Raw genomic sequence first — 21,837 nt, forward strand, 5'->3', positions numbered from 1 at the left:
ACGCCGTGGCCCCGGTTCCCCCGGCCACGGCGGCGGCGCCGCTGCTGACGCTCACCCAGATCAGCAAGCGGTTTCCAGGGGTCAACGCGCTCACCCGCGTGGACCTCGAGCTGAGCGCCGGCCGCTCGCACGCTCTGGTGGGGGAGAACGGGGCAGGTAAGTCGACCCTGATCAAAGTCATCGCGGGGTCCATGGCACCGGACGAAGGGGAGATCCGGATCGACGGCCTGCCGGTGCACCTGCGCACCCCGGCCGAGGCACGCCGGCACGGCATCAGCCTGATCCCGCAGGAGCTCTCACTGGCAGGCGACCGCAGCGTCGCGGAGAACATCTACATGGGCCACCTGCCGCGGCGGGCCGGCCTGGTGAACCGCCGAGAGTTGCTCAAGCGGACCAGCGAGCTGCTGGACCGCCTGGGTGTGTCGATCGACCCGCGTACGCCATTGGCGTCACATCCACCAGCGGTGCGCCAGATGGTGATGATCGCCCGGGGCATCGCCTTGCGCGGCCGGCTGTTCATCCTGGATGAGCCGACCGCAGCGCTGACCGACCCGGAGATCGAGCGCCTCTTCGCGGTGTTGTCGGAGCTCAAGGCGAACGGTGCTGCGCTGCTGTACGTCAGCCACCGGCTGCCCGAACTCGCGCAGATCGCCGACGACATCACCGTGCTGCGCGACGGGCACGTCGTCGGGCACATGCCGGCCAAGGAGGCCACCGAGGACGCCCTGGTCCGCGCCATGGTGGGTCGGCCGGTGGAGCGATTCTTCGACACCCGGAGCGCGCACCACGTCGACAAGAAGGTGGTCCTGTCGGTCAACGATCTGGGCCGTGACGGGGTGTTCTCGAACGTCAGTTTCGACGTGCACAGCGGGGAGGTCCTGGGAATCGCCGGCCTGATGGGTGCCGGACGCACCGAGGTGGCACGCGCGATCTTCGGTCTGGACCGGCTGCACCACGGCACCATCCGCATTGACGGCCGTCCGGTCACGACGCGTTCGCCGCGCAAGGCCATCAACGCCGGCTTGGCCCTGGTGCCGGAGGAGCGCAAGGAGCAGGGCCTCGTGCTCGGCTTCTCGATCGCCGACAACATCAGCCTTCCGCACTTGCGGGCGATGTCGACGGCGCTGTTCCTGCGACGGCGGCGCCTGCGGTCCTACAGCAAGCAGGCCAGTGACGCGGTCGGGGTGAAGGCGCCCAGCACGAGCACCCTGGTCCGCAACCTGTCGGGAGGCAACCAGCAGAAGGTGATCCTGGCCCGGTGGCTGGCGAAGCAGCCGCGGGTCTACATCCTCGACGAACCGACCAGGGGTATCGACGTCGGTGCGAAGGCAGAGATCTACCAGCAGATCGGACGACTCGCCGACCACGGGGCAGCCGTCCTCGTCATCTCCTCCGAACTGCCCGAGCTGCTCGGCATATGCGACCGCATCCTCGTGATGCGACACGGCCGGAGCGTCGGAGAGCTCGATGCAGCAACCGCCACCGAGGAATCGGTCCTCGAACTCGCGATGGGAACTCAGGGATCATGACAGCGATCGATACCCCGGCCACCACCTCACCGACGTCGCCCGCCGCCCGGTCGGATCGCACCTCTCCGTTCGCCACGGCGCGGAAGCTGTTCGCGACGAGCGGCATGGTGCCCGCGCTCGTCGTACTGGTCATCGCCGGGTCGCTGCTCTCCCCGGCATTCCTGACCTCGACCAACCTATCCAACGTCCTGCGACTGTCGGCCGTGCTGGGGCTCCTCGCGATCGGACAGACCTTCGTCGTGCTGTCCGGCGGTGGCGGCATCGACCTGTCCGTCGCCTCGGTCGCTGCCGCCGCGGCGGTCGTCGGCGCGGCATTCCAGTCCTACGGGCCGGCTGCGGTCATCGTCGCCAGCCTCGCGACCGGTGTCTTCTTCGGCCTGGTCAACGGTCTCGGGGTCACCACCGCCGGGTTGCAGCCGTTCATCGTCACGCTCGCCACCTTGACCATAGGTCGCGGAGTCGCGTTTCAGCTCACCAACGCCCGACCGGTCTACATTGAGACGGCCAATCTGTCCTTCCTGTCCACGGGCACGATCGGCCCCATTGCGGTCCCCATCGTCATCTTCGTGGTGACCGCCGTCCTGGGACAGGTCGCCCTGTCCCGAACGGTCCTGGGGCGCAACCTGTACGCCGTGGGAGGCAACGAGGACGCCGCCTTCGGGTCGGGTATCAACGTGCGCGCCTACCGCCTGGGCGTCTACGTGATCAGCGGGCTCCTCGCCGGGATGGCGGGGGTGCTGGGCATGGCTCAGCTGAACACCGCAGACCCGAACTTCGCCAACGGCTACGAGCTCAGCGCCATCGCAGCGGTCGTCGTGGGAGGCGCGCTGCTCTCTGGCGGACGCGGGTCGATCGTCGGGGCCTGCGTGGGCGTGCTGATCATCGCCCTGGTGTCCAACCTGCTCAACCTGCTCAACGTCAACCCGTGGACCAACCTGATGGTCACCGGCGTCATCATCATCGTGGTGGTGGCGCTGAACCGCCAGCAGAGCGACACCGGTCCCGATCGCCGGCTCTGGAAAGGCGCACCGCTGTACGTGGCGTTGCTGCTCGGTGCCATCCTCCTCTTCGGCTACTTCGGCTGAGCCGCCCGATGAATGAGATCCAGCGTCCGGCCACCATCGGGCACGTCGTCGCGCAACGCGTCGTCGCGGCGGCCGTTGCCGCCGCGGAGGACCTCGATGTTAGGGCCTGCGTGGCGGTCGTGGACAGCAGCGCGCATCTGCTGGCCTTCGTGCGGATGGACGGCGCGCCCCTGCTGTCCCAGCAGATGGCCGAGAACAAGGCCTACACCGTGGCGGCGTTCAACGGAGTGCCCACGCACGAGTGGTGGGAGCGGATTGCCGACGACCCGGCGCTGGTCCACGGCTTGCCGCAGACGGAGCGGATGGTGCTCTTCGCCGGAGGCGTGCCGATCACCCACCGCCGCCGCATGGTCGGCGCGGTGGGGGTCTCCGGGGGCAGTGCGGAGCAGGACCGCACGATCGCCGAGGCGGCGTCGTGCGCCGCCCCGGCGGCCGGGTCCGGGCGCTGACGTGGCGCGGGCGGAACCGGCCCTCACGCTGGCGCGCTTCGTTGGTCCCGGTTCCGACCGGGCACGCGTGGGGGCCGTCGTGGTCGACGACGTGTTCCCGCTGGCGGTGGGCGGTCTCGCTGAACTGCTGCACCTGTCGGCGACGGACATCCGCGCCCTGGTCACCGAAGCGTGCGCCGCCGGTCCGGGGGAGCCCGCCTCCGCCCAGCAGTGGCTGCCTCCCGTCGAAGGGGTCATGGAGGTGTGGGCGGCGGGAGTCACCTACGCCCGGTCCCTGGACGCCCGGGTCGAGGAGAGCCAGCGCGGCTCCGTCTACGAGCAGGTCTACCTCAGCGAACGGCCGGAGCTGTTCTTCAAAGCTGTGCCCTGGCGAGTCGTCAGCGACGGGGAGCCTGTCGCCGTCCGGGCCGACTCCTGGTCCTCGGCCCCCGAACCAGAGCTGGCGGTCCTCACCAACGCCGCCGGGGAGGTGATGGGGTACACGGTCTGCAACGACGTCAGCTCCCGGAGCATCGAAGGCGAAAACCCGCTGTACCTGCCGCAGGCAAAGGTGTATGCGGGGAGCTGCGCGGTCGGCGCCCTGATCACCCCGTGGTGGGAGGTGCCGAACCCTTACGACCTGCAGATCGTGATGACGATCCACCGCGACGGCATGCCGGTGTTCTCGGGAAGCACGAGCACTGCGCTGCTCAGGCGCCGTATCGAGGACCTGGTGGCCTGGCTCTACGCCGAGCAGGACTTTCCCGACGGTGCGGTCCTATCGACCGGCACTGCGCTGGTTCCCGACCTCAGCCTCACGCTGAGCGCTGGCGACCGGGTAGAGATCACCATCCCTGGCGTGGGCAGGCTCGACAACCCCGTCGTCGAGGGCAAACGTGCGATGTCGTGGCTCATCCCTGGGCAGCACCGGTCCTCCCCGGAGGGCGTATGGCCACCATCACGTCGTTGACCGCTCTGGACGTCCGGTTCCCCACGTCGTTGCAATTGGACGGCTCGGATGCGATGAACCCGGACCCGGACTACTCCGCGGCATACGTAGTTCTCACGACCGACGCGGACGACGGCCACAGCGGCCATGCCCTGGCCTTCACCATCGGCCGCGGCAACGACGTGCAGGTCGCCGCGGTCGCTGCCCTAGCCCCCCTCGTGCAGGGACAGCCGGTGCCCGGGACCGCGGCCGAGCTCAGCGACTTCACCCGGAGGCTGAGCCACGATTCGCAGCTGCGGTGGCTCGGCCCCGAGAAGGGGGTCATGCACATGGCCGTGGGGGCGGTCGTCAATGCGTCGTTCGACCTGGTGGCCAAGCGGGCCGGCCAACCGCTCTGGCAGTACCTGGCCGACCTAAGCCCACAAGACCTAGTGACATTGGTGGACTTCCGGTACCTACGTGACGCGCTGAGGGAGTCGGAGGCGCTGGACCTGCTGGTGGCGGCCCGGCCTGGTCTCGACGCACGTCGGGACCGGCTGCTGCGTGAGGGTTACCCGGCGTACACCACCAGCCCGGGATGGCTCGGGTACTCCGACGCGAAGCTGGCCGCGCTGGCGACGCAGGCTGTTGCGCAGGGCTTCACCCTGATCAAGCTGAAGGTCGGGGCGGATCTGGCCGACGACCTGCGCCGGTTCGAGACGGCCAGGGCGGCGGTGGGTCCGGGCATCCGGATCGCGGCCGACGCCAACCAGCGATGGGACGTCGGCGACGCGGTCCGGTGGATCCGGGAGCTCGCCCGCTTCGACCCGTTTTGGATCGAGGAGCCGACCAGCCCGGACGACGTGCTCGGCCACGCGACCATCCGGGCCGCGGTGGCGCCGGTGAAGGTGGCCACGGGCGAGCACGTCCACAACCGGGTGATGTTCAAGCAACTCCTGCAGGCCTCGGCCATCGACGTGCTCCAGCTGGACGCCACGCGGGTCGGCGGCGTGCCCGAGAACATCGCGATCCTCCTGCTCGCGGCCAAGTTCGGTGTCCCGGTCTGCCCGCACGCCGGAGGAGTCGGGCTCTGCGAGCTCGTCCAGCACCTGGCGATGTTCGACTTCCTCGCCGTGAGCGGGCGTCTCGACGACCGCATGCTGGAGTACGTCGACCATCTGCATGAGCATTTCGTCGAGCCGGTACGGGTCCGCAACGGCCGCTACCTGGCGCCACTGCGGCCCGGCTTCAGCGCAGAGATGGTCCCTGACTCGCTGTCCCGCTACGCGTTCCCTGACGGGCGCGTCTGGACCCCGAGCGCCGACGGATAACGACGCGCGGACGGGTGCTTCTGACACAGAACCGTCGCAACCTGCAACACCTCCGGCCGTTGCGGAGCACCAAAAATGGCCGTTGCGGAGCACTACGAATTCTGCCGAAGAACAGCCGCTCACAGGAGGGAAAGCACATGCGTCTTGGGATGTTCATCCAGCCGGGACACTTTCCGGAGTACAGCTACAAGGCCGGCTACGACTACGACCTCGAACAGATCAAGCTCCTGGATGAGCTCGGCTATGACGAGGTGTGGCTAGGCGAGCATTTCACGAGCCGGTACGAAAACAACCCCGCACCGGATCTGCTGATCGCGCAGGCGATCCGCGAGACCACGAACATCAAGCTCGCCGTGGGTGCACACGCGCTGCCCTACCACCACCCCATGGAGCTGGCCTGTCGCGTCGCAGCCCTCGACCACCTCTCCGAGGGGCGCATTCTGATGGGGGCAGGCTCGGGCGCGATCCCCTCGGACTGGAACGCCTTCTGCGTGGACGGCATGAGCGGCCAGCACCGCGAGATGGCCCGAGAGTCTCTGGAGATCATCCAGCGGCTCTGGACCGACAAGACCCCGTGGAAGTACGAGGGCAAGTTCTGGACCGTGGAGCGGATCGCCGACGACTGGGGTGCCGAGGGGGGCCTCGGCTGGCACATGTACCCCTATCAGGAGCCGCACCCGCCGATCGCATTCGCCGGGTTCAGCGAGCGTTCCGGCAGCCTGAAGATCGCGGGCATGAAGGGCTACATCCCCATGTCGCTGTCGATGAACGAGCGCTACATGGCCAGCCACTGGGAGGCGGTCGAGGAGGGTGCCGAGATCGGCGGGCGGGTGGCCGACCGCAAGGACTGGCGGGTCGTCAAGGAGGTCTTCGTAGCGGACACCGACGCTGAAGCGCGCAAGTACGCCGTCGACGGTGCGCTCGGCCGCTACTACAGCGAGTACATGCTGCCCCTCTACCGGCAGTTCGGTTTCCTGGGGCACCTCAAGCACGACGACTCGGTCGACGACGCCGACGTCGACGTCGAGTACCTGTACGAGCACCAGTGGGCAATCGGTTCGGTGGACACCGTCACCGAGAAGCTCACCAGCCTGCACGACGCCTGCGGAGGTTTCGAGACCCTCCTCATCCTCGGGCTGCACTACGCCGCCGACCCCGAGCCGTGGAACAACTCGCTGCGTCTGCTGAAGCAGAAAGTCGCGCCACAGATCAGCTGATCCAAGATCGCTCCGGGCGGGGCTCGTGCAACACCGCCCCGCCTGGGCGACTGGACCATGGAAGAGGAGACAGGAATGCATGCAACGGACGGCGGCGGCAGGTCGGTTACCGAGGGGGTGGACCCGGGGAATTTTCGCGAGGCGCTGAGTCGGTTCCCCAGCGGCGTGACCCTGGTCACCACCAGGGATCCATCCGGACGACCGCACGGCTACACCGCGAGTGCATTCGCCTCCGTCTCCGCGGCCCCTCCACTCGTGCTGACCTGTCTCGACGTCGGTGCCCGCTGTCACGACGTGTTCGCGGCCACGGAAAGGTTTGGTATCGCGATCCTTCGGCCCGATCACTGGGACCTCGCGCGCCGCTTCGCGTCGAAGATCGAGGACAAGTTCGATGACACCTTCGTCGCGGACCCGTTCGGGATCTTCCGGGTTCCCGACGCCCTCGCCTATCTGGCCTGTGAGACCTATCAGCGGTTGCCGGCCGGCGATCACACCATCCTCATCGGACGGGTGGTAGCAGCCGAGGTGGCGGACGGGGATCCCGCGGTCTTCTTCGGGCGCAACCTGCGCCACCTGCGGGAGCAGGTCGCCGATGCCTAACAGGCATCCCGACCTTTCCGGCGCGTCCCAGCAGATCGTCCTGAATCCGCAGGCGCAGGTCGTGCTGGACATGTTCGCCGCAGATCCCGAGGTTGAGGCCGACAGCGGTGTCCCAGTGCACGTCGCGGCACGGCGTACCCATCTCCGGTCGGTGGAGTGGGTGTCCGGGACGGGAGAGCACGTCGCCGAGGTCATCGACCTCGCCGTCCCTGGCGACGGCGGCCCGGTCCCGATCCGGATCTACCGACCACAGGGCGCCCGCCCCGGCGCCCTCATGTACCTGCACGGGGGCGGCTGGGTCGTCGGCGGCATCGAATCCTTCGACGCCGCCTGCCGCGCACTGGCCAATCGATGCCGCCTTCCGGTCGTGAGCGTCGACTACCGCCTAGCCCCGGAGCACCCGTTTCCGGCCGCGATCTCCGACTGCGTTGCCGTTGCCGAGTGGATCTCCTCGGGCGGTGGCGAGCTGCACGGAGTGCGCGGCCCTCTGGTCGTCGCCGGGGACAGCGCAGGCGGTCACCTGGCGAGCCTGGTCGCATTCGCCGCCCGTGACGGCGGAGGATCGCCGTCGATCGAGGCCCTGGTGCTCGTCTATCCGATCATCGACGCGACCATGAGCTCGGAGTCCTTCCGGCGCTACGCCAACGGATACTTCCTCACCGCAGACACCATGCGCTGGTACTGGAGCAGTTTCCTCGGCGCGCGGTACGGATCGGTGGACTCGGACTTCTCGCCGGCGCATCGGACCGATGTGAGCGGCCTCCCGCGGACCCTGGTGATCACCGCGGAACATGATGTGCTGCGGGATGAGGGGGAGGCCTGGGCCGCACGCCTGGGGGAAGCGGGGGTGGATGTCACGCTGCACCGATTCCCAGGCATGATCCACGGATTCTTCCGCTTCGATCGGGTGTGCTCCGCAGCGGGGGAGGCCTACGACCTGATCGGAAGGTTCGCTTGCGAGCGGCCCCGCGCCACATCGGCACGAGCTCGGGCCATGTCCAGGCTTGCAGGCCGCGTGTACCTGGAACGCGGCAAGCCGGTGTCGGTATTGCTGAGCTGGACGGGAAAAGGGCCGCGCAACGTGCTGATCCGCCGCGCGGACGGAACGGAGGTCGTGCGCCCCTTCCGCGGTCTCCGGCGGCCGCCCGAGGCTGTGACAGCGCCCGAAGATGTGACAGGGATCGATACCGACGGGCGAGCACCGTCATGACGGCGCCCGTGCCTGTGCACCCGGAACCCCCACGTGGGTTCCGTGGCGTCGCCGTCTCGACCCAGGACGGAGTGATTCACGCGGTCGTGGGCGGTAGCGGACCCGCGGTCGTGCTCCTGCACGGTTGGCCGCAGACCTGGTGGGTGTGGCGACATGTCATGCTCGGCCTCGCCGAGAGTCACACCGTCCTTGCGCCCAACCTGCGCGGAGTCGGAGGATCAACCATCACCGCGGGGGGATACGACAAGAAGACTATGGCGGACGACATCGCGACTCTCGTGCTCACCCTCGGGCATGAGCGAGCTGCCGTCGTCGGACACGATATCGGTGGCCAGGTCGCCTATGCCTGTGCCGCGCAGTATCCGGAGCTGGTCAGTCACTTAGTCATCATGTCGGCGCAGGTGCCGGACGCGACGTGCTTGGACTACCGGCTGTTCGGCGCGCAGCCGTGGAAGTGGTGGTGGGCCCTTCACATGGTCGAGGACGTCGCCGACCGGCTCATCGGGGACAACCTGGCCTTTTACATCGACCACCGCATCGATCGGCACGATCCCGGTACCAACTACGACACCTCCTCCATCGGCGCGTTCGACCGTGGTGTCTACGTGCGGGCCTATGCCGCACCCGGCGCACTGACCGCCACCTTGGAGTGGTACCGGCAGTTCCCCATCGACATGGTGGACAACGAGCGGTTCTTCGCGAGTGGCCCGCTCACGATTCCGTACCTCGCCCTCGCGGATGCAGCTACACACGCGGAGATGTCGCGCCAGGCGAGCCGGATCGCGGTCCGGCCGCGAGTTCTGCGTGTCCAGCCCAGTGGGCACTGGATCCCTGAACAGCAACCGGCCGCGGTGCTGATGCATTTTCGGGAATTCGTTACGACGTCGATTGCGGCGGGCTGACCGGCCAGCGGCATCCGCCAGGGGCGGCGTCGGCCCAACGCCCTCACGCCGTAACTCAATCGTCTCTGGCCGTCGCCGGATCCGTCATCGACCGCTTGACGGACCAGCGCACCGACCGTGAACTGGGCCGAGGCGCCGTTCGGATGCATCAGGCCCGGTCGGAGCCTTGCTATTTGTCGTGGGCGTCGACCAAGACCGCGCCGGCCAGGCGCTGCAGCGCCGCGGTTGGGAAAGTGTCCCGCGACACCGCGGTGGAGCGGGTGACGGGAATCGAACCCGCACAGTCAGCTTGGAAGGGTGGGTTCCTTGAGCAGTGTTTCCGCTGGTCGATGGGGAATCAGGTCGAGGCCGTGCCTTCCGATTGCCTCAGCGCCGGCGCTCTGGCGGCGGCGAGAGGGCACTTGGTCGTAGTGGACGCTTACGGGGCTCCGCCTGGGCCTTCGGTCGTCTCGCGGGCAGTTCGTCCGGTCGCGGCGGGCCGAGCGAGGGCCTGCCGGACAGCGGGGAGGACCTCGGTGGCCAGCAGCTCGATCGACTGCGCCGTGGCGGCGAAGGGCAGGCCACCGAGGCCGATCTGGGCGAGGAAGCGGTCGTGGCCGAGGAGTTCGTGCTCCCAGAGGATCTTGTCCACGATCTCGGCCGGGCTGCCGGCGAACAGCGCGCCGCGCGGTCCGGCCCACTCCTCGAACGCCTCCCGCGGCAACGCGTGCCCGCGGGCGCTGGGCATGTTGTCGCTGATGTAGCTGGAGTAGTACGGGTAGAAGGTCTCCCGCGCCCCTTGGGAGGTCGGCTCGGCGTAGAAGTGACTGGTCACGCCGATGCGGGTGCTGCCCGGGTCGACGCCGTGCTGGGTGGCTGTGCGCCGGTAGAGCTCGGCGAGCGGTGCGAACCGGGCCGGCGCGCCGAGGATGGCCAGGTACAGCGGCAGACCGTGGCGGCCGGTCCGGACGACGCTGGCCGGCGTCCCGCCGACGGCGACCCACACGGGCAGCTGCTTCTGGACCGGCCGCGGGTAGACCCCGGCGTCCTGCAGCGGAGGGCGGTGCCGCCCGGACCAGGTCGCTTTCTCGTGCCGGTTGAGCTGCAGGAGCAGTTCGAGCTTCTCGTCGAACAGGGAGTCGTAGTCGGCGAGGTCGTGGCCGAACAGCGGGAAGGACTCGGTGTAGGCGCCGCGGCCGGCGGCGATCTCGGCGCGGCCGCCGGAGAGGAGGTCGAGGGCGGTGAAGTCCTCGAACACCTTCACCGGATCGGCCGTGGACAGCACGGTGACGGTGCTCGTGAGTCGGATGTGTGACGTGGCCTGCGCGATCGCGGCGAGCACGACGGGCGGTGAGGCGATGGCGAAGTCGGGGCGGTGGTGCTCCCCGACACCGAACACGTCGAGCCCTGCCTGGTCGGCGAGGACGGCGAGGTCGATGAACTCGCGCAGCCGCACGGCCGGGTCCAGCGGGCGGCCGGTGGCGGGATCGGCGGTGATCTCGCCGAAGGTGAACAACCCGATCTCGAAAGGCGACGTCATGGGAGCTCCGTGGCGGACGGGCTCCAGGGCTCCGGTATCGGAACCCTGGAGCGGGCGGGATCAGGCGCGCAGGCGGGCGACGGCCGCCGTGACGGCGTCGGTCAGCGAGGTCGGAGCGCGGCCAATGAGCTTGTCCAAGTCGTTGCCCTCGACGTAGAGCTCGCCGTCGGCCGCACCGCGGTCGCCGTCGGCGTAGACCGCGGCGACCGGCTCGGGCAGGCCGGCGTCGACCAGGATGCGGGTGTACTGCTCGACCGGCACGTCGGTGTAGGTCACGTCCTGCCCGGTGGCCGCGGACACCGCCGCCGCGAGCTCGGGCATGGCAAACGGCTCGCCGCCGAGCTCGTACACCGCGCCCTCGTGCCCGTCGGTGGTGAGCACGGCGGCGGCGGCCTCGGCGTAGTCGGCACGGGTGGCGGCGCTGACCTGGCCGGTGCCGGCGGAGCCGACGATGCCGTGCTGCAGGTAGGTGGGCAGCTGGTCGGTGTAGTTGTCGGTGTACCAGCCGTTGCGCAGCAGCACGTGCGGCACGCCGGACTCGGCGAGGGCCTGCTCGGTGCCGCGGTGCTCGTCCGCGAGCAGCAGGGTCGAGGTGTCGGCGCGGGTGAGGCTGGTGTAGGCGATCAGGCCCACGCCGGTGTCCTTCGCGGCGGTGATCGCGTTGCGGTGCTGCGGCAGGCGCTGGCCGACCTCGCTGCTGCTGACCAGCAGCACCTGCTTCGCTCCGGCGAATGCGGCGCGGAGCGAGGCCGGGTCGGTGTAGTCGGCGCGCCGGACGGTGACGCCGCGCTGCTGGAGGTCGGTGAGGGTGTCGATGCGGCGACCGGTGGCGACGATCTGCTCGGCGGGGACGCCGCGGGCCAGCAGGCCCTCCACGGCCAGGCGGCCGAGGTGGCCGGTGGCGCCGGTGACGATGATGGACATGGGGTGTGCTCCTTCGGTGGGGGTGTGGGGCCGCCGTGGGACCTGCTGGGCGGCGGCGTGCTGGTGGAGTCCGGGCCGCTCACGCGGCCTGGAAGGAGCGCCGGGAGAAGCCGACGGAGTAGCCGTCGACGGTCGTCACCACCGGGGCGGTGGGATCGGTGGAGGCGCCCAGGGTGACGAACAGCGGGGTGAAGTGCTCCACCGTGGGGTGGGCGTAGGGCATGCCCGGCGCGGCGGTGCGGAAGCGGGCCAGCTCGTCGACCGCGCCGCGGGCCAGGGCGTCGGCCGCCCAGGTGTCGAAGTCGGCCGACCAGCCGGGCACCGTGTTCTCGGTGAACATCTCCCGGGTGAGGAACGGCAGGCCGTGGGTCATGTGGCCCGAGCCGACGACGAGCACGCCCTGTTCGCGCAGCGGGCGCAGCCGCTCGCCGAGGGAGAGGAGGGCGTCGGGGTCGTCGGTGGGCAGGCTCAGCTGCAGTACCGGGACGTCGGCACCGGGGTACATGATCTTCAGCGGTACCCAGGCGCCGTGGTCGAGGCCGCGCCGGGTGTGCTCGTGCACGTGCTCGGTGTCCGGCATCAGGCCGGTCACCTGACGGGCCAGGTCGCCGGCGTCGGGGGTGTCGTAGCGGAACGTGTAGTAGAGCGGGTAGAACCCGCCGAAGTCGTAGACGAGTTCGTCGGGCCGGGCGGCGCTGACCGACAGCGGCGCGGACTCCCAGTGCGCCGAGACGACCACGATCGCCTTCGGCTTGGGCAGGTCGCGGGCCCAGGTGTGCAGCGGGGAGAGCCACTGGTCGTCCTCGAAGGGCAGCGGTCCGCCGCCGTGGCTCAGGTAGAGGCTGGGCAGCGGCCCGTCTGCCGGCGTCCAGAGCCGGTGCGGCTGCTCGGCCTCGAGGGACTCGGCGCGGCGCAGGTGGACGGCGAAGGGGTGCGCGGCCGGGATCCGGGCGTCGGCGACGGCGGTCGTGGTGGGAACGGGCGCGCTCATGCGGGCTCCTCGGTGGCCGTGGCGGGTGGGTCGAGTTGGGGGTCAGGGGAGCGACCGGTGTGGAGCCATCGCATGGTGCGGGCTTCCGGGCGGCCCTTGTGTCAGGCGCCGACGGGCTGGGGCGGCGAGGACCTGGCCGGCCCGCGCCGCCCCACCCGCTGTGGTGACCCCGTGAGGGGGCGGTCGTCAGGAGATGACCGCGAACCCGCCGGTCCAGGCGATCTTCTCGCCGGCAGCCAGGGTCAGCTGCAGGAAGCCGAGCGCCTCGAGCTCCCGGGCGCGACGCAGCGAGCCGGCGTCGATCGCGCGCAGGCCGCCGGCGGTGACGATCCCGGCCAGCAGCGACTTGGCGTCGGCGTCGTCCCCGGCGATCAGCACGGTCGTGGGCTGCTGCCCTCCGACGCTGCCGGAGGCCAGAGTGGCGGCGAAGGTGGTGTTGAACGCCTTGACCACGCGCGACTGCGGCAGTGCGCCAGCGATCTCGGCGGCGGCGGAGCCGTCGGCCGGGACGACCAGGGAGTCGAAGGTCGCGAAGTCCAGCGGGTTGGTGATGTCGACGACGACCTTGCCGGCCAACTGCTCGCCGCGCGTAGCAACGATGTCGGTGACCGCGCCGTAGGGGACGGCGAGGACGACGACGTCGCCGGTGACCGACTTCTCGGTGTCGTTCTCCCCGATCACCTCGAGCTGGTTGCCGCTCTTGCTGACGATGCCGGCGATGGCCTGTCCCATGTTGCCGGTACCGATGATGCTCACGCGTGCCATAACGTCCTCCAGGGATGATTGGTTGTTGCTACAACGTTCGTGCTGGGTAGAGCGAACTTGTTGCGACAACCATTCCGACCAACGATGTGACCGTGGACACCCCGTGGCTCGACCGGCGCCAGCTGCGCTCCTGGATCCGTCTTCGTGGCGTGCTGGAGCTGCTGCCCGCCGTTCTCGACGCGCAGCTGCGCCGGGACGCCGACCTGACCGAATTCGAGTATCACGTCCTGGCGATGCTCTCCGAGGCGCCCGGCCGGACCCTGCGGATGACGGAGCTGGCCCGGCAGACCAACGCCACGCTGCCCCGGCTCTCCCACGTGGTGAGCCGCCTGGAGGCCCGGGAACTCCTGGCGCGCTGCGCCTGTCCGGAGGACCGGCGGGCGACCAACGCACGCCTCACCGAGGCGGGATGGGCCAAGCTGCAGGAGGCGGCCCCCGGCCACGTGATCAACGTTCGGCAGCACGTCATCGACGCGCTCACCGACGAGCAGATCGACCAGCTCGCCACCATCGGCGACGCGCTGCTCGCCCGGCTCGACCCCACCGGGTCGATGGCCGCGACCTACACCCGTTACGACCATCCCGAAGACGGGGTCGAGGGGCAGGCTGCCGCCGGCTGACGGCTGGAGGGAGTCGAGCGCGAGGACGCGCGCGGTCATTTGCGGATCGTCTCCGCCGACCCGCACGTGCAGCCGGAGCTGGAGTTCAGCCATTCTCGATCATGCGGCCGAGGGCCGAAAGCACCTATCGTCTGCTCTCAAGCGCTTACTAAAGAACGGCACGAATGCTACCTTCAGAGGTAGTTGGGGCCCCGCTTCGCGGGGCCCCGCCGGCGTTTCTAGGGGTGACTCATTGGTCATTGTCGGGTGGCGTTGAATATGCACGGCGGAATGAAGATCTATGCCGGCGCACCTGCGGCTGCCCGGCACTACGTGGAGGCCGACCGCGGCCGGGCGGATGACTACTACCTCTCCGAGGGCACCGGCCTCGCCCGCCGCTACACCGTCACCGACGGTCGGGTGGCCGAGTTGGCGCCGCTGACCGGGGACACCTACGAGACCTGGGTGGCCGGCCGAGACTCGGAGACGGGCGAGCCGCGGGGGCAGCTGCGCGGCGACGAGCACGCCGTTCGGTTCGTCGAGGTGGTGGTCAACGGCCCGAAGACCTGGTCACTGGCCGCCGCGTTGCACCCGGACATCGCCCTCGCGTACGAGGCGGCTCAGGACCGCGCCGCCGGGCAGATCATCGGCTGGCTCTCGCAGCACGCCACCACCCGCGTGGGACCGCGGGGCGGGCAGGTGCAGGTAGCGCTGGAGGTGCTGGAGGCGGCGACGGTGCGGCACTACACCTCCCGGGCGAACGATCCCCACTGGCATCTGCACCTGCAGCTGCTGTCCCGGGTGTTCGCCGCCGGGAAATGGCGCGGGCTGCACACCGTTGGGGTCCGCGACTTCCTGGGCGCGATCAACGGGATCGGGCACGCCGCGATGGCGTGTGACCCGGAATTGAACGCCGCCTTCGCCCGGAACGGCTACCGAAAGGACGGTACTGGAGAAATACTGGAGCTTGTCGAGTACACGGGGCCGTTCAGCGCGCGGCACGCGCAGATCGCCCGGAATGTGGACCGCTACGAACGGGAATGGACCGCAGCACATCCTGGTGAATCCCCCGGCCCTGCGTTGCGGCGGGCCTGGGATGCCCGGGCGTGGGCGGACGGCCGCCCGGACAAGGTTACTGCCCAGCCTGGGGTCGGGTTGGAGGAACGCTGGCGGGCCGAGCTGTCCGCCCTCGGCTACCGCGACCCGGGCAGGCCGGTCGACCTGGCTCCCACCCCGGTCGGGGCCCTCGATCGAGAACAGCTGGTGCAGCGCGCGCTGGCCCGGCTCGCGGCCGGGCGGTCGGCGTGGAACGCCGCCGACGTCCGCGGTGAGGCCGAGCGGCTGATCGCCGCGGGCGGGGTCGTCGCCGACGCCGGGGTGCGCATCGAGCTGGCCGAAGACCTCACCGCCCGCGCCCTGCAGCGCTGCCTGCCCTTGCTGGACCGCGACGGGGTGCCCGAGCACATCCGCGCCTGGACCTCGCAGACGGTGCTCGACGTCGAAGCGGACCTGACCACCCGGCTCGCCGCGCGTGCCGTATCGGACACCGACCTGGTACTCCCGGTCGAGCGCGCGGCCGCCGCCGGCCGGCTGGATGCCGGCCAAGCCGCGGCGGTCGCCTCGCTCGCCGGCGACCGGCCCCTGGTGGTGGTCGAGGGCGCCGCCGGGGCGGGCAAGACCACCACGCTGGCCGCCACCCGCGACCTGCTCGAGGCGCGGGGCCGCCGGCTGGTGGTGGTGACCCCCACACGGAAGGCGGCCAAGGTGGCCGCCGGCGAGCTGGGGACGGCCGCCGGATCGGCCGCGTCCCTGGCCTTCGGGCACGGCTGGCGCTGGAACGACGAGGGGCGTTGGACCCGGCTCGCCGTCGGCGAGGACGATCCGGCGACCGGCCGGGTCTACGCCGGGCCGAGCGAGGCCGCGCGGCTGCGGTCCGGCGATCTGCTGCTGGTGGATGAGGCCGGCATGGTCGATCAGGACACCGCCCGCGCCCTGCTGACTGTCGCCGACGAGTGCCAGGTCCGGGTGGCGCTGCTCGGCGACCGGCACCAGCTGTCCGCGGTCGGCCGCGGCGGCGTCCTGGACCTCGCCGCCGACGCAGTCGACCCTGCGGCGCACCTGACCCTCGACGGGGTGCACCGCTTCACCCGAACCGAACAGGAGGGCCGCACAACACCCGACACCGGCTACGCCGAGCTGACCCTGGCCATGCGCACCGGCGAGGACCCCGGCACCGTCTTCGACGCCCTCCTCGCCCGCGGCGAGATCAAGCTGCACCCCGACGCCGCCGCGCGGCAGGACACGCTGGCCACCGCCGCCGCCGCCTCGTCATATGCCGCAGGCCGCCGGGTGGCCGTGGTGGTGGACACCCGCGACCAGGCCGCCGAACTCAACAACGCCATCCGCGAACGGCTGGTCACCGCCGGCCGGGTCGATGACCGGACGCTGGCCGTCACCGGCGCCGGCGAGCGGATCGGCGCCGGGGACCGGATCGCCACCCGCCGCAACGACCGCCACCTCGACGTCGCCAATCGCGACGTCTGGGTCGTCACCGCGGTCGGCCGCCGCGGCGGGCTGCTCGTCACCCCTGCCGTCACCCCCACCGGGACCGTCCCCGGGAACGGGTCCGGCGGTGTCACCCCGGCCGGCCCAGGGATCCGGGTACTGCCCGCGGACTACGTCACCGAACACGTCGAGCTCGCCTACGCCACCACCGCGTACGGCGTGCAGGGCGACACTGTTACGGCGTCGCACGTGGTGATAGGTGAGCAGACCGGCGCCTCCTCCTGCTACGTCGGGATGACCCGCGGCCGAACCGCGAACACCGCCCACCTCGTCGCCACCGACGCCGACGAGGCGCGGGAGCAGTGGGTCGCCGTGTTCGCCCGGGATCGGGCCGACCTCGGCCCCGCCCACGCCGCCGGGCTCGCCGCCCGGGAGGTCGCCCGCTACGCGCCATCCCGGCCGCTGGATCAGGCGGTTGCCGACCTGCACGTGGCGTGGACGGCAGAGCAGCGCTGCCTCGACCGGCTCGCCCTCGCCACGTCGCGCCGCGACCTCTTCCGCTCGATAGCCGCGCTCGAGGTCGACCGCGCCGACCGGCTCACCGCCCTGGAGGTCACCTCGGAGCAGACGGCCACCGCGGTCGCCCATGCCCAGCAGCGTGCCGACGACAGCGCCGCCGCCATCGCGGTCCAGGCCGCTCGCCTCCGAAACAGGCTGCTCACCGCCTGGGACGTCCAGCGCGAGGAAGCTCGGGAAGCCGCGCAGGCCGTGCTCAATGGCCCGGGCCGTCTCGGGTTCCGGCGGGCGGCCGTCGCCCGTGCCGCCGAGCAGCTCGCCGACTGGGCCGACACCTGGCAGCCCTACTTCCCGGCGATGCCCACCGACCCCCGTGGGCTCGCCACCCTCGCCGTCTCGGCCGACGACCGCGCGCGCTTGCGGGCCGCATTCGACGACCACGCCCGGCGCCACGCCGAGTCGGCCCGCCCCGAGCACAGGCGGCTAACCGCCGAAGTCGATCTCGCCCAGACGGCTCACGGCCGCGCCCGGAGGGAGCTGGTGCAGGCCCGCCGACAGCGCGACGACCGGCGTGCACGCCTCGACGCGATCGGCCATCCCTTCGACCCGGACGCGCACGTGGCCGACGCCGAGCGGGACGTCGCCGCCACCGAGCAACAGCTCGCCGTCGTCCGGACACGCGTCGCGCAGCTGCGGGCCGAGCCGGCCCTGCACAGCCAGCCGGCGGATCTCCTCACCCGGGAGCGCGCGCGCTGGCGTGCCCGGCACGACGCCGAAGACCATCGAGCCCGGACGGACAATCCACATATCCGATCTGGACTTGGCACCCCACCACCGGACCTCAAGCCGATCTCACTCCTCGCGCCGCACCCCGACACCGGCCCGGGTGTCGGGCGGTGAACCTCGGCCACCCCCGGGAATCGACCTCGCTGCAAGGGGTGCGAGCGGATGTGCGTGCCCCGCCGGGCAAGCGCGGCAGGAGGCGAGCCCGGACACGTGCGGGAGATCGGGCGGCGAGGACTCGCATTGCCCGATGTGAGGCCCCTTCCGGCAGCAAGCCCTCCTGTCTGTAGTCGATACCCACAGTCCCCATTGACGCAGGGATATCTTGTGGGCACTGTCCTCGCATGGCGGGCTCCATTTCCACGATCGTGATCAGCGACGGTACGAAGCGCTACCGCGCGCGGTACCGCGACGCCGGCGGGCGGCAGCACGAGAAGCGCTGCAAGCGCAAGGTCGACGCCCAGCACTGGCTCGACGAGCAGACCGCGGCGCTGGTCACGCAGACGTGGACGGCGCCAGAGCGCGGCCGCATCACGGTCGAGGCGTGGGCGGAGCAGTGGCTGGCCGCCCAGACCGGGCTGAAGCCGAGCACTCTCTACCGCTATCGCTCGCTGCTGCGCTCGCAGATCCTGCCGCGCTGGAGTCAGCACCGGCTGGCCGACGTCACCCACGGCGACGTCGCCGCGTGGGTGGCCGAGATGGCCGAGAAGCTTGCGCCGGCCAGTGTGCGTCAGGCACACCGGGTCCTCGCGCTCATCCTGACCCTGGCGGTGCGCGACGGGCGCATCCCGCGCAACCCGGCCACCGGCGTCCCGTTGCCGCGGGCGCGGCGTGCCGAGCCCCGGTTCCTCACCCGTGAGCAGGTGGAGCGGCTTGCAGAGGCAGCGGGGGAGCACGGCGACGTCGTCCGCCTGTTGGCCTACACCGGGCTGCGCTTCGGTGAGATGGCCGCTCTCCGGGTACGCCGCGTCGACTTTCTCCGCAAGCGGCTTGTCGTCGCGGAAAGCGCCACCGAGGTCGGTGGCACCGTCCAGTACGGCAGCCCGAAGACCCACCAGCAGCGAACTGTGCCGATCCCAGGAACTCTCGTCGAACCGCTGGCGAGGCGGTGCGAGAGCAAGGGGCCGGACGACCTCGTCCTCACCTCGCCCGAGGGCGCGGTACTGCGCTCCGGCAACTTCCGACGGCGGATCTTCGACCCCGCGGCCGAGACTGCGGGTCTTCCGGATCTCAGCCCGCACGACCTCCGGCACACCGCCGCCAGCCTTCTCGTGGCGAGCGGGGCCAACGTCAAAGCGGTCCAGCGCATGCTCGGTCATGCCTCGGCGGCGATGACCCTCGACGTCTACTCCGGGCTCTTCGACGACGAGCTCGGCGCCCTCGCCGAACGCATGGACGCCGCCCACGACGCCCACATCACGGAGCGTCGTGTGGGCGTCTTGTGGGCGCGAGGCAAGATCGGCGAATTCGATGCTGCCCCTGCAAGCGTCTGAGCAGCCAATACGTCGGTGGGGCGGGTGGGGCTCGAACCCACGACCCAGGGATTATGAGTCCCATGCTCTGACCAGCTGAGCTACCGCCCCGTCAGCCGCCAGCCTGCCAGACCCAGGGTCCGGCTCGGAGGGTAGTCCGAGCGCAGATCCGCCGCCGGTGAAGCGGCCCTGCGCGGTCTCTGTGACCTGACGTGCGCTTTGTTATCTCGCCGTGACATTCGGCGGAGGGCGCCGTACTTTCGATCCCGGTCCGGCCGCGTTCCTGCTCTCGAACCCGAGGGCTTCGGGCGGACCCCGCCGAACCGCGCCGCCTGATGGTCGCGCGGACCGGGGACCCATCGATCCCCTGGGGTGAATCGCGCCTGCGTTCGGGGACGCAGCGCGCGTAGGGCGACTTCCGGCCCGAACCCGTCAGCTAACTCGGTAGGCGGTCGCGAAGAACGGAGACGCGTCGCCTTGGCGACCCTGCACCAGACCGAGCTCAGCCATGCCCGACCGCATTTCCAGCGCCCTCCCCGCCGGCGCCTCCGCCGCCTGACCCTCGTCGCGGGCCTGACCGCAGCCGCCCTCTTCAGCACCCCGACCGCCGCCGCAGCACCGGGCGACGGCACCGTCGAGGACGCCCAGTCCGCCCACGACGCGGCCGCCGCCGAGGTCGCCGCCATCACGGCCCGCGTCACCGAGGCCGAGGAGACGCTGCAGCGGATGACGATCGAGGCCGAGGCGGCCAGCGGCGAGGCGCTCACCGCGCACGCCGCGCTCGCCGCAGCCCAGGCCGACGCCCAGGCGGCCGCCGACGAGCTGGCTGCCGTCCGGGGCGCCGTGGACGAGACGCAGGACGAGGTCTCGACCATCGGCCGGGAGGCCTACATGGGCGGCGACGACACATTCGGCGACGTCGCCCTCCTCCTGGACGCCGACAGCCCCGCCGAACTGCTGCAGCAGGCGGCCACCCTCGAGGTGCTCGGGGACGAGCGCACCGAGCAGCTCGAGCAGCTTCAGGACGTCGAGGCGCAGGAGGCGAATGCCGACCGGGCCGCCAAGGCCGCGGTGGCCGAGCGCGACCGGCTGTTCGCCACGGCCGCGGAGGCCGAGGCGGCAGCCAACGCCCACCTCGCCGCCGCCCAGGGCACCTTCGACGCCGTCGCCGCCGAGAAGGCCGCCCTCGACGCGCAGCTCAAGGAGGCGGAGATCCGTCTCCTGACCCTCCGCGGCGCGACGAACCCGGCCGCCTCATGGGCCACCCAGCAGGCCGCCGCGACCGCCAGCACGATCTCCGCGGCGGGGAGCGCGGTCGCCCCGACCAGCGGCCGGGTCACCTCCTGCTACGGCGCCCGCTGGGGCACCCTGCACGCCGGCATCGACATCGCCGCACCGATCGGCACCCCGATCTATGCCCCGGAGGGCGGGGTCGTCGTCGCGGCAGGTCCGGCGAGCGGCTTCGGACTCGCCGTCGCCGTCCGGCACGGCGACGGCACCATCACCCTCTACGGCCACGTGAACCAGATGTTCGTGTCCATGGGCCAGACCGTGACGACGGGTCAGCAGATCGCCGAGGTGGGCAACCGGGGTCAGTCGACCGGTCCGCACCTGCACTTCGAGGTGCACACCGGTGGGCTGTACGTGAACCGTGGGAACCCCGTGCCGTGGCTGACCGCCCGGGGCATCTCCCTCGGCGGGGGCTGCTGAGCGCCGTCCGCCGTACCGGCGAGGATGACCCGGTGAGGACGGCGGAGGACGGCGTGTGGTTGCGGGCCGCCGTCCTCGGGCTGCTCCTGACCGCCGCGACCGTGCTCGCCGCGACGCTCGGGCTGCCGCGGGTCGACGCCGTCCGGACATGGGTGGACGGGGCGGGGGGAGCGGCGTGGACCGGGATGGTCCTCGGCGTGGCGCTCGTACTGATGGCGCCCGTGCCCCGGACGGCGGTCTCGGTGCTCGTCGGCGTCGTCCTCGGCTTCGGTCCCGGGCTCGCGCTCGCCCTCGCCGGAGGCCTGCTCGCCGGGCTCGCCTCCTTCGGGCTGAGCAGGACCCTGGGCCGGGCGGCCGCGACCCGGCTGGGCGGTCGCCGGCTGGCCCGCGTGGACGAGCTCGTGACCGAGCGCGGGTTCGTCGCCGTGCTCGCCGGGCGGCTGCTGCCCGTGATGCCGTTCGTCGTCCTCAGCTACGGCGCGGGGCTCACGGCGATCCGATGGGCGCCCTACGCGCTGGCGACCGCCCTCGGCCTGGTGCCCAGCACGGTCGTGCAGGTGGGCATCGGGGCGTCGGCGGGGGTGCTCGCCGAGCGGGCCGGCGTCCTCACCCTCGTGTCCGGCGCCGTCGCCGTCCTGCTGCTGGGTGGCTGGGCGCTGCTGGCGTGGCGCCGGCGGGAGCCCGCGGCGTCCTAGCTGTACTGGTCGGACACGTTGGTGCAGGGCCTCTGGTCGAGGCAGAGCTTGATGTGAGGAGGGACCTCCGGGTTCGGTTTGGGAGCCGCCAAGCACCCAGCCAGACCCCAGGAGGTCCCTCGTGGTTC

The 21,837-nt window shown here is 71.0% G+C and carries 18 protein-coding genes, 1 tRNA gene and 1 riboswitch; of the genes, 14 read left to right on the forward strand and 5 right to left on the reverse strand.

Going from position 1 to position 21,837, the window contains the following annotated elements; all coding sequences use genetic code 11:
* Positions 1 to 5 precede the first annotated feature (5 nt).
* The 9 genes from E4P40_RS01050 (at position 6) to E4P40_RS01090 (ending at position 9,230) form a co-directional block, all read left to right on the forward strand.
* Positions 6 to 1,529 carry a sugar ABC transporter ATP-binding protein gene (locus E4P40_RS01050; protein WP_209305154.1) on the forward strand — a complete coding sequence of 508 codons (1,524 nt, stop codon included), beginning with the start codon at positions 6 to 8 and terminating at the stop codon, positions 1,527 to 1,529.
* Positions 1,526 to 2,614 carry an ABC transporter permease gene (locus tag E4P40_RS01055; RefSeq protein WP_167762070.1) on the forward strand — a complete coding sequence of 363 codons (1,089 nt, stop codon included), beginning with the start codon at positions 1,526 to 1,528 and terminating at the stop codon, positions 2,612 to 2,614. The genes E4P40_RS01050 and E4P40_RS01055 overlap by 4 nt, the downstream gene beginning before the upstream one ends.
* 8 nt (positions 2,615 to 2,622) lie before the next feature.
* The gene (locus E4P40_RS01060; RefSeq protein WP_135156765.1) at positions 2,623 to 3,063 is read left to right on the forward strand and encodes a heme-binding protein; all 441 of its coding nucleotides are present in this window, start codon (positions 2,623 to 2,625) and stop codon (positions 3,061 to 3,063) included.
* Between the two features lie 67 nt (positions 3,064 to 3,130).
* A complete protein-coding gene (locus tag E4P40_RS01065) occupies positions 3,131 to 4,012 on the forward strand; it encodes a fumarylacetoacetate hydrolase family protein (protein WP_245160077.1) in 882 nt (293 codons plus the stop codon).
* Positions 3,991 to 5,301, forward strand: coding sequence for an enolase C-terminal domain-like protein (locus E4P40_RS01070; RefSeq protein WP_014375240.1), 1,311 nt, complete (start codon positions 3,991 to 3,993; stop codon positions 5,299 to 5,301). Before E4P40_RS01065 ends, E4P40_RS01070 begins: the two co-directional genes overlap by 22 nt.
* 137 nt (positions 5,302 to 5,438) lie before the next feature.
* Positions 5,439 to 6,518 carry an LLM class flavin-dependent oxidoreductase gene (locus tag E4P40_RS01075; protein ID WP_014375241.1) on the forward strand — a complete coding sequence of 360 codons (1,080 nt, stop codon included), beginning with the start codon at positions 5,439 to 5,441 and terminating at the stop codon, positions 6,516 to 6,518.
* A gap of 75 nt (positions 6,519 to 6,593) precedes the next feature.
* Positions 6,594 to 7,118 carry a flavin reductase family protein gene (locus tag E4P40_RS01080; protein WP_135156770.1) on the forward strand — a complete coding sequence of 175 codons (525 nt, stop codon included), beginning with the start codon at positions 6,594 to 6,596 and terminating at the stop codon, positions 7,116 to 7,118.
* Complete coding sequence (locus E4P40_RS01085; protein WP_135156772.1) at positions 7,111 to 8,328, forward strand: alpha/beta hydrolase; 1,218 nt, start codon at positions 7,111 to 7,113, stop codon at positions 8,326 to 8,328. Before E4P40_RS01080 ends, E4P40_RS01085 begins: the two co-directional genes overlap by 8 nt.
* Before the next feature lie 110 nt (positions 8,329 to 8,438).
* Entirely contained in the window at positions 8,439 to 9,230 is a 792-nt protein-coding gene (locus E4P40_RS01090; RefSeq protein ID WP_166486488.1) for an alpha/beta fold hydrolase, read from the forward strand.
* A 418-nt stretch (positions 9,231 to 9,648) separates the two neighbouring features.
* Here the strand turns inward: E4P40_RS01090 and E4P40_RS01095 are convergent, their stop codons facing one another.
* The 4 genes from E4P40_RS01095 to E4P40_RS01110 form a co-directional block, all read right to left on the reverse strand.
* Entirely contained in the window at positions 9,649 to 10,749 is a 1,101-nt protein-coding gene (locus E4P40_RS01095; protein WP_135156774.1) for an LLM class flavin-dependent oxidoreductase, read from the reverse strand.
* A 60-nt stretch (positions 10,750 to 10,809) separates the two neighbouring features.
* Positions 10,810 to 11,673, reverse strand: a complete 864-nt coding sequence (locus tag E4P40_RS01100; RefSeq protein ID WP_135156776.1) for an SDR family oxidoreductase — start codon at positions 11,671 to 11,673, stop codon at positions 10,810 to 10,812.
* Positions 11,674 to 11,752: 79 nt separating this feature from the next.
* Positions 11,753 to 12,664 carry a class III extradiol ring-cleavage dioxygenase gene (locus E4P40_RS01105; RefSeq protein WP_135156778.1) on the reverse strand — a complete coding sequence of 304 codons (912 nt, stop codon included), beginning with the start codon at positions 12,662 to 12,664 and terminating at the stop codon, positions 11,753 to 11,755.
* Positions 12,665 to 12,850: 186 nt separating this feature from the next.
* Entirely contained in the window at positions 12,851 to 13,420 is a 570-nt protein-coding gene (locus E4P40_RS01110) for an NADPH-dependent F420 reductase (protein WP_209305155.1), read from the reverse strand.
* A gap of 101 nt (positions 13,421 to 13,521) precedes the next feature.
* Here E4P40_RS01110 and E4P40_RS01115 point away from each other — a divergent pair, with 101 nt between their 5' ends.
* From E4P40_RS01115 to E4P40_RS01125, 3 genes are all read left to right on the forward strand, one after another.
* The gene (locus E4P40_RS01115) at positions 13,522 to 14,049 is read left to right on the forward strand and encodes a MarR family transcriptional regulator (protein WP_135156782.1); all 528 of its coding nucleotides are present in this window, start codon (positions 13,522 to 13,524) and stop codon (positions 14,047 to 14,049) included.
* A gap of 270 nt (positions 14,050 to 14,319) precedes the next feature.
* Positions 14,320 to 17,949, forward strand: a complete 3,630-nt coding sequence (gene mobF / locus E4P40_RS01120) for a MobF family relaxase (protein ID WP_135156784.1) — start codon at positions 14,320 to 14,322, stop codon at positions 17,947 to 17,949.
* A gap of 227 nt (positions 17,950 to 18,176) precedes the next feature.
* Positions 18,177 to 19,325 (forward strand): site-specific integrase, encoded by a 1,149-nt coding sequence (locus tag E4P40_RS01125; RefSeq protein WP_135156786.1) that lies wholly within the window; start codon positions 18,177 to 18,179, stop codon positions 19,323 to 19,325.
* 16 nt (positions 19,326 to 19,341) lie between these two features.
* Here E4P40_RS01125 and E4P40_RS01130 read toward each other — a convergent pair.
* A tRNA-Ile gene (locus E4P40_RS01130) sits at positions 19,342 to 19,415 on the reverse strand.
* Between the two features lie 195 nt (positions 19,416 to 19,610).
* Positions 19,611 to 19,770, forward strand: a riboswitch (cyclic di-AMP (ydaO/yuaA leader).
* 11 nt (positions 19,771 to 19,781) lie between these two features.
* Between E4P40_RS01130 and E4P40_RS01135 the strand changes: the two genes are divergently transcribed.
* Complete coding sequence (locus E4P40_RS01135; protein ID WP_245160078.1) at positions 19,782 to 21,014, forward strand: M23 family metallopeptidase; 1,233 nt, start codon at positions 19,782 to 19,784, stop codon at positions 21,012 to 21,014.
* 32 nt (positions 21,015 to 21,046) lie between these two features.
* On the forward strand, positions 21,047 to 21,709 hold the full coding sequence (locus E4P40_RS01140) for a VTT domain-containing protein (RefSeq protein WP_135156788.1): 663 nt from the start codon (positions 21,047 to 21,049) through the stop codon (positions 21,707 to 21,709).
* Positions 21,710 to 21,837 lie beyond the last annotated feature (128 nt).

The sequence above is a fragment of the Blastococcus sp. CT_GayMR20 genome, from assembly GCF_004570345.1.

Bases quoted from the DNA above. Each gene is read 5' to 3' on its own strand.
- E4P40_RS01055 (WP_167762070.1), top strand. From the start codon at position 1,526: ATGACAGCGATCGATACCCCGGCCACCACCTCACCGACGTCGCCCGCC.
- E4P40_RS01060 (WP_135156765.1), top strand. From the start codon at position 2,623: ATGAATGAGATCCAGCGTCCGGCCACCATCGGGCACGTCGTCGCGCAA.
- E4P40_RS01070 (WP_014375240.1), top strand. From the start codon at position 3,991: ATGGCCACCATCACGTCGTTGACCGCTCTGGACGTCCGGTTCCCCACG.
- E4P40_RS01075 (WP_014375241.1), top strand. From the start codon at position 5,439: ATGCGTCTTGGGATGTTCATCCAGCCGGGACACTTTCCGGAGTACAGC.
- E4P40_RS01080 (WP_135156770.1), top strand. From the start codon at position 6,594: ATGCATGCAACGGACGGCGGCGGCAGGTCGGTTACCGAGGGGGTGGAC.
- E4P40_RS01085 (WP_135156772.1), top strand. From the start codon at position 7,111: ATGCCTAACAGGCATCCCGACCTTTCCGGCGCGTCCCAGCAGATCGTC.
- E4P40_RS01095 (WP_135156774.1), bottom strand. From the start codon at position 10,749: ATGACGTCGCCTTTCGAGATCGGGTTGTTCACCTTCGGCGAGATCACC.
- E4P40_RS01100 (WP_135156776.1), bottom strand. From the start codon at position 11,673: ATGTCCATCATCGTCACCGGCGCCACCGGCCACCTCGGCCGCCTGGCC.
- E4P40_RS01105 (WP_135156778.1), bottom strand. From the start codon at position 12,664: ATGAGCGCGCCCGTTCCCACCACGACCGCCGTCGCCGACGCCCGGATC.
- mobF (WP_135156784.1), top strand. From the start codon at position 14,320: ATGAAGATCTATGCCGGCGCACCTGCGGCTGCCCGGCACTACGTGGAG.
- E4P40_RS01125 (WP_135156786.1), top strand. From the start codon at position 18,177: ATGGCGGGCTCCATTTCCACGATCGTGATCAGCGACGGTACGAAGCGC.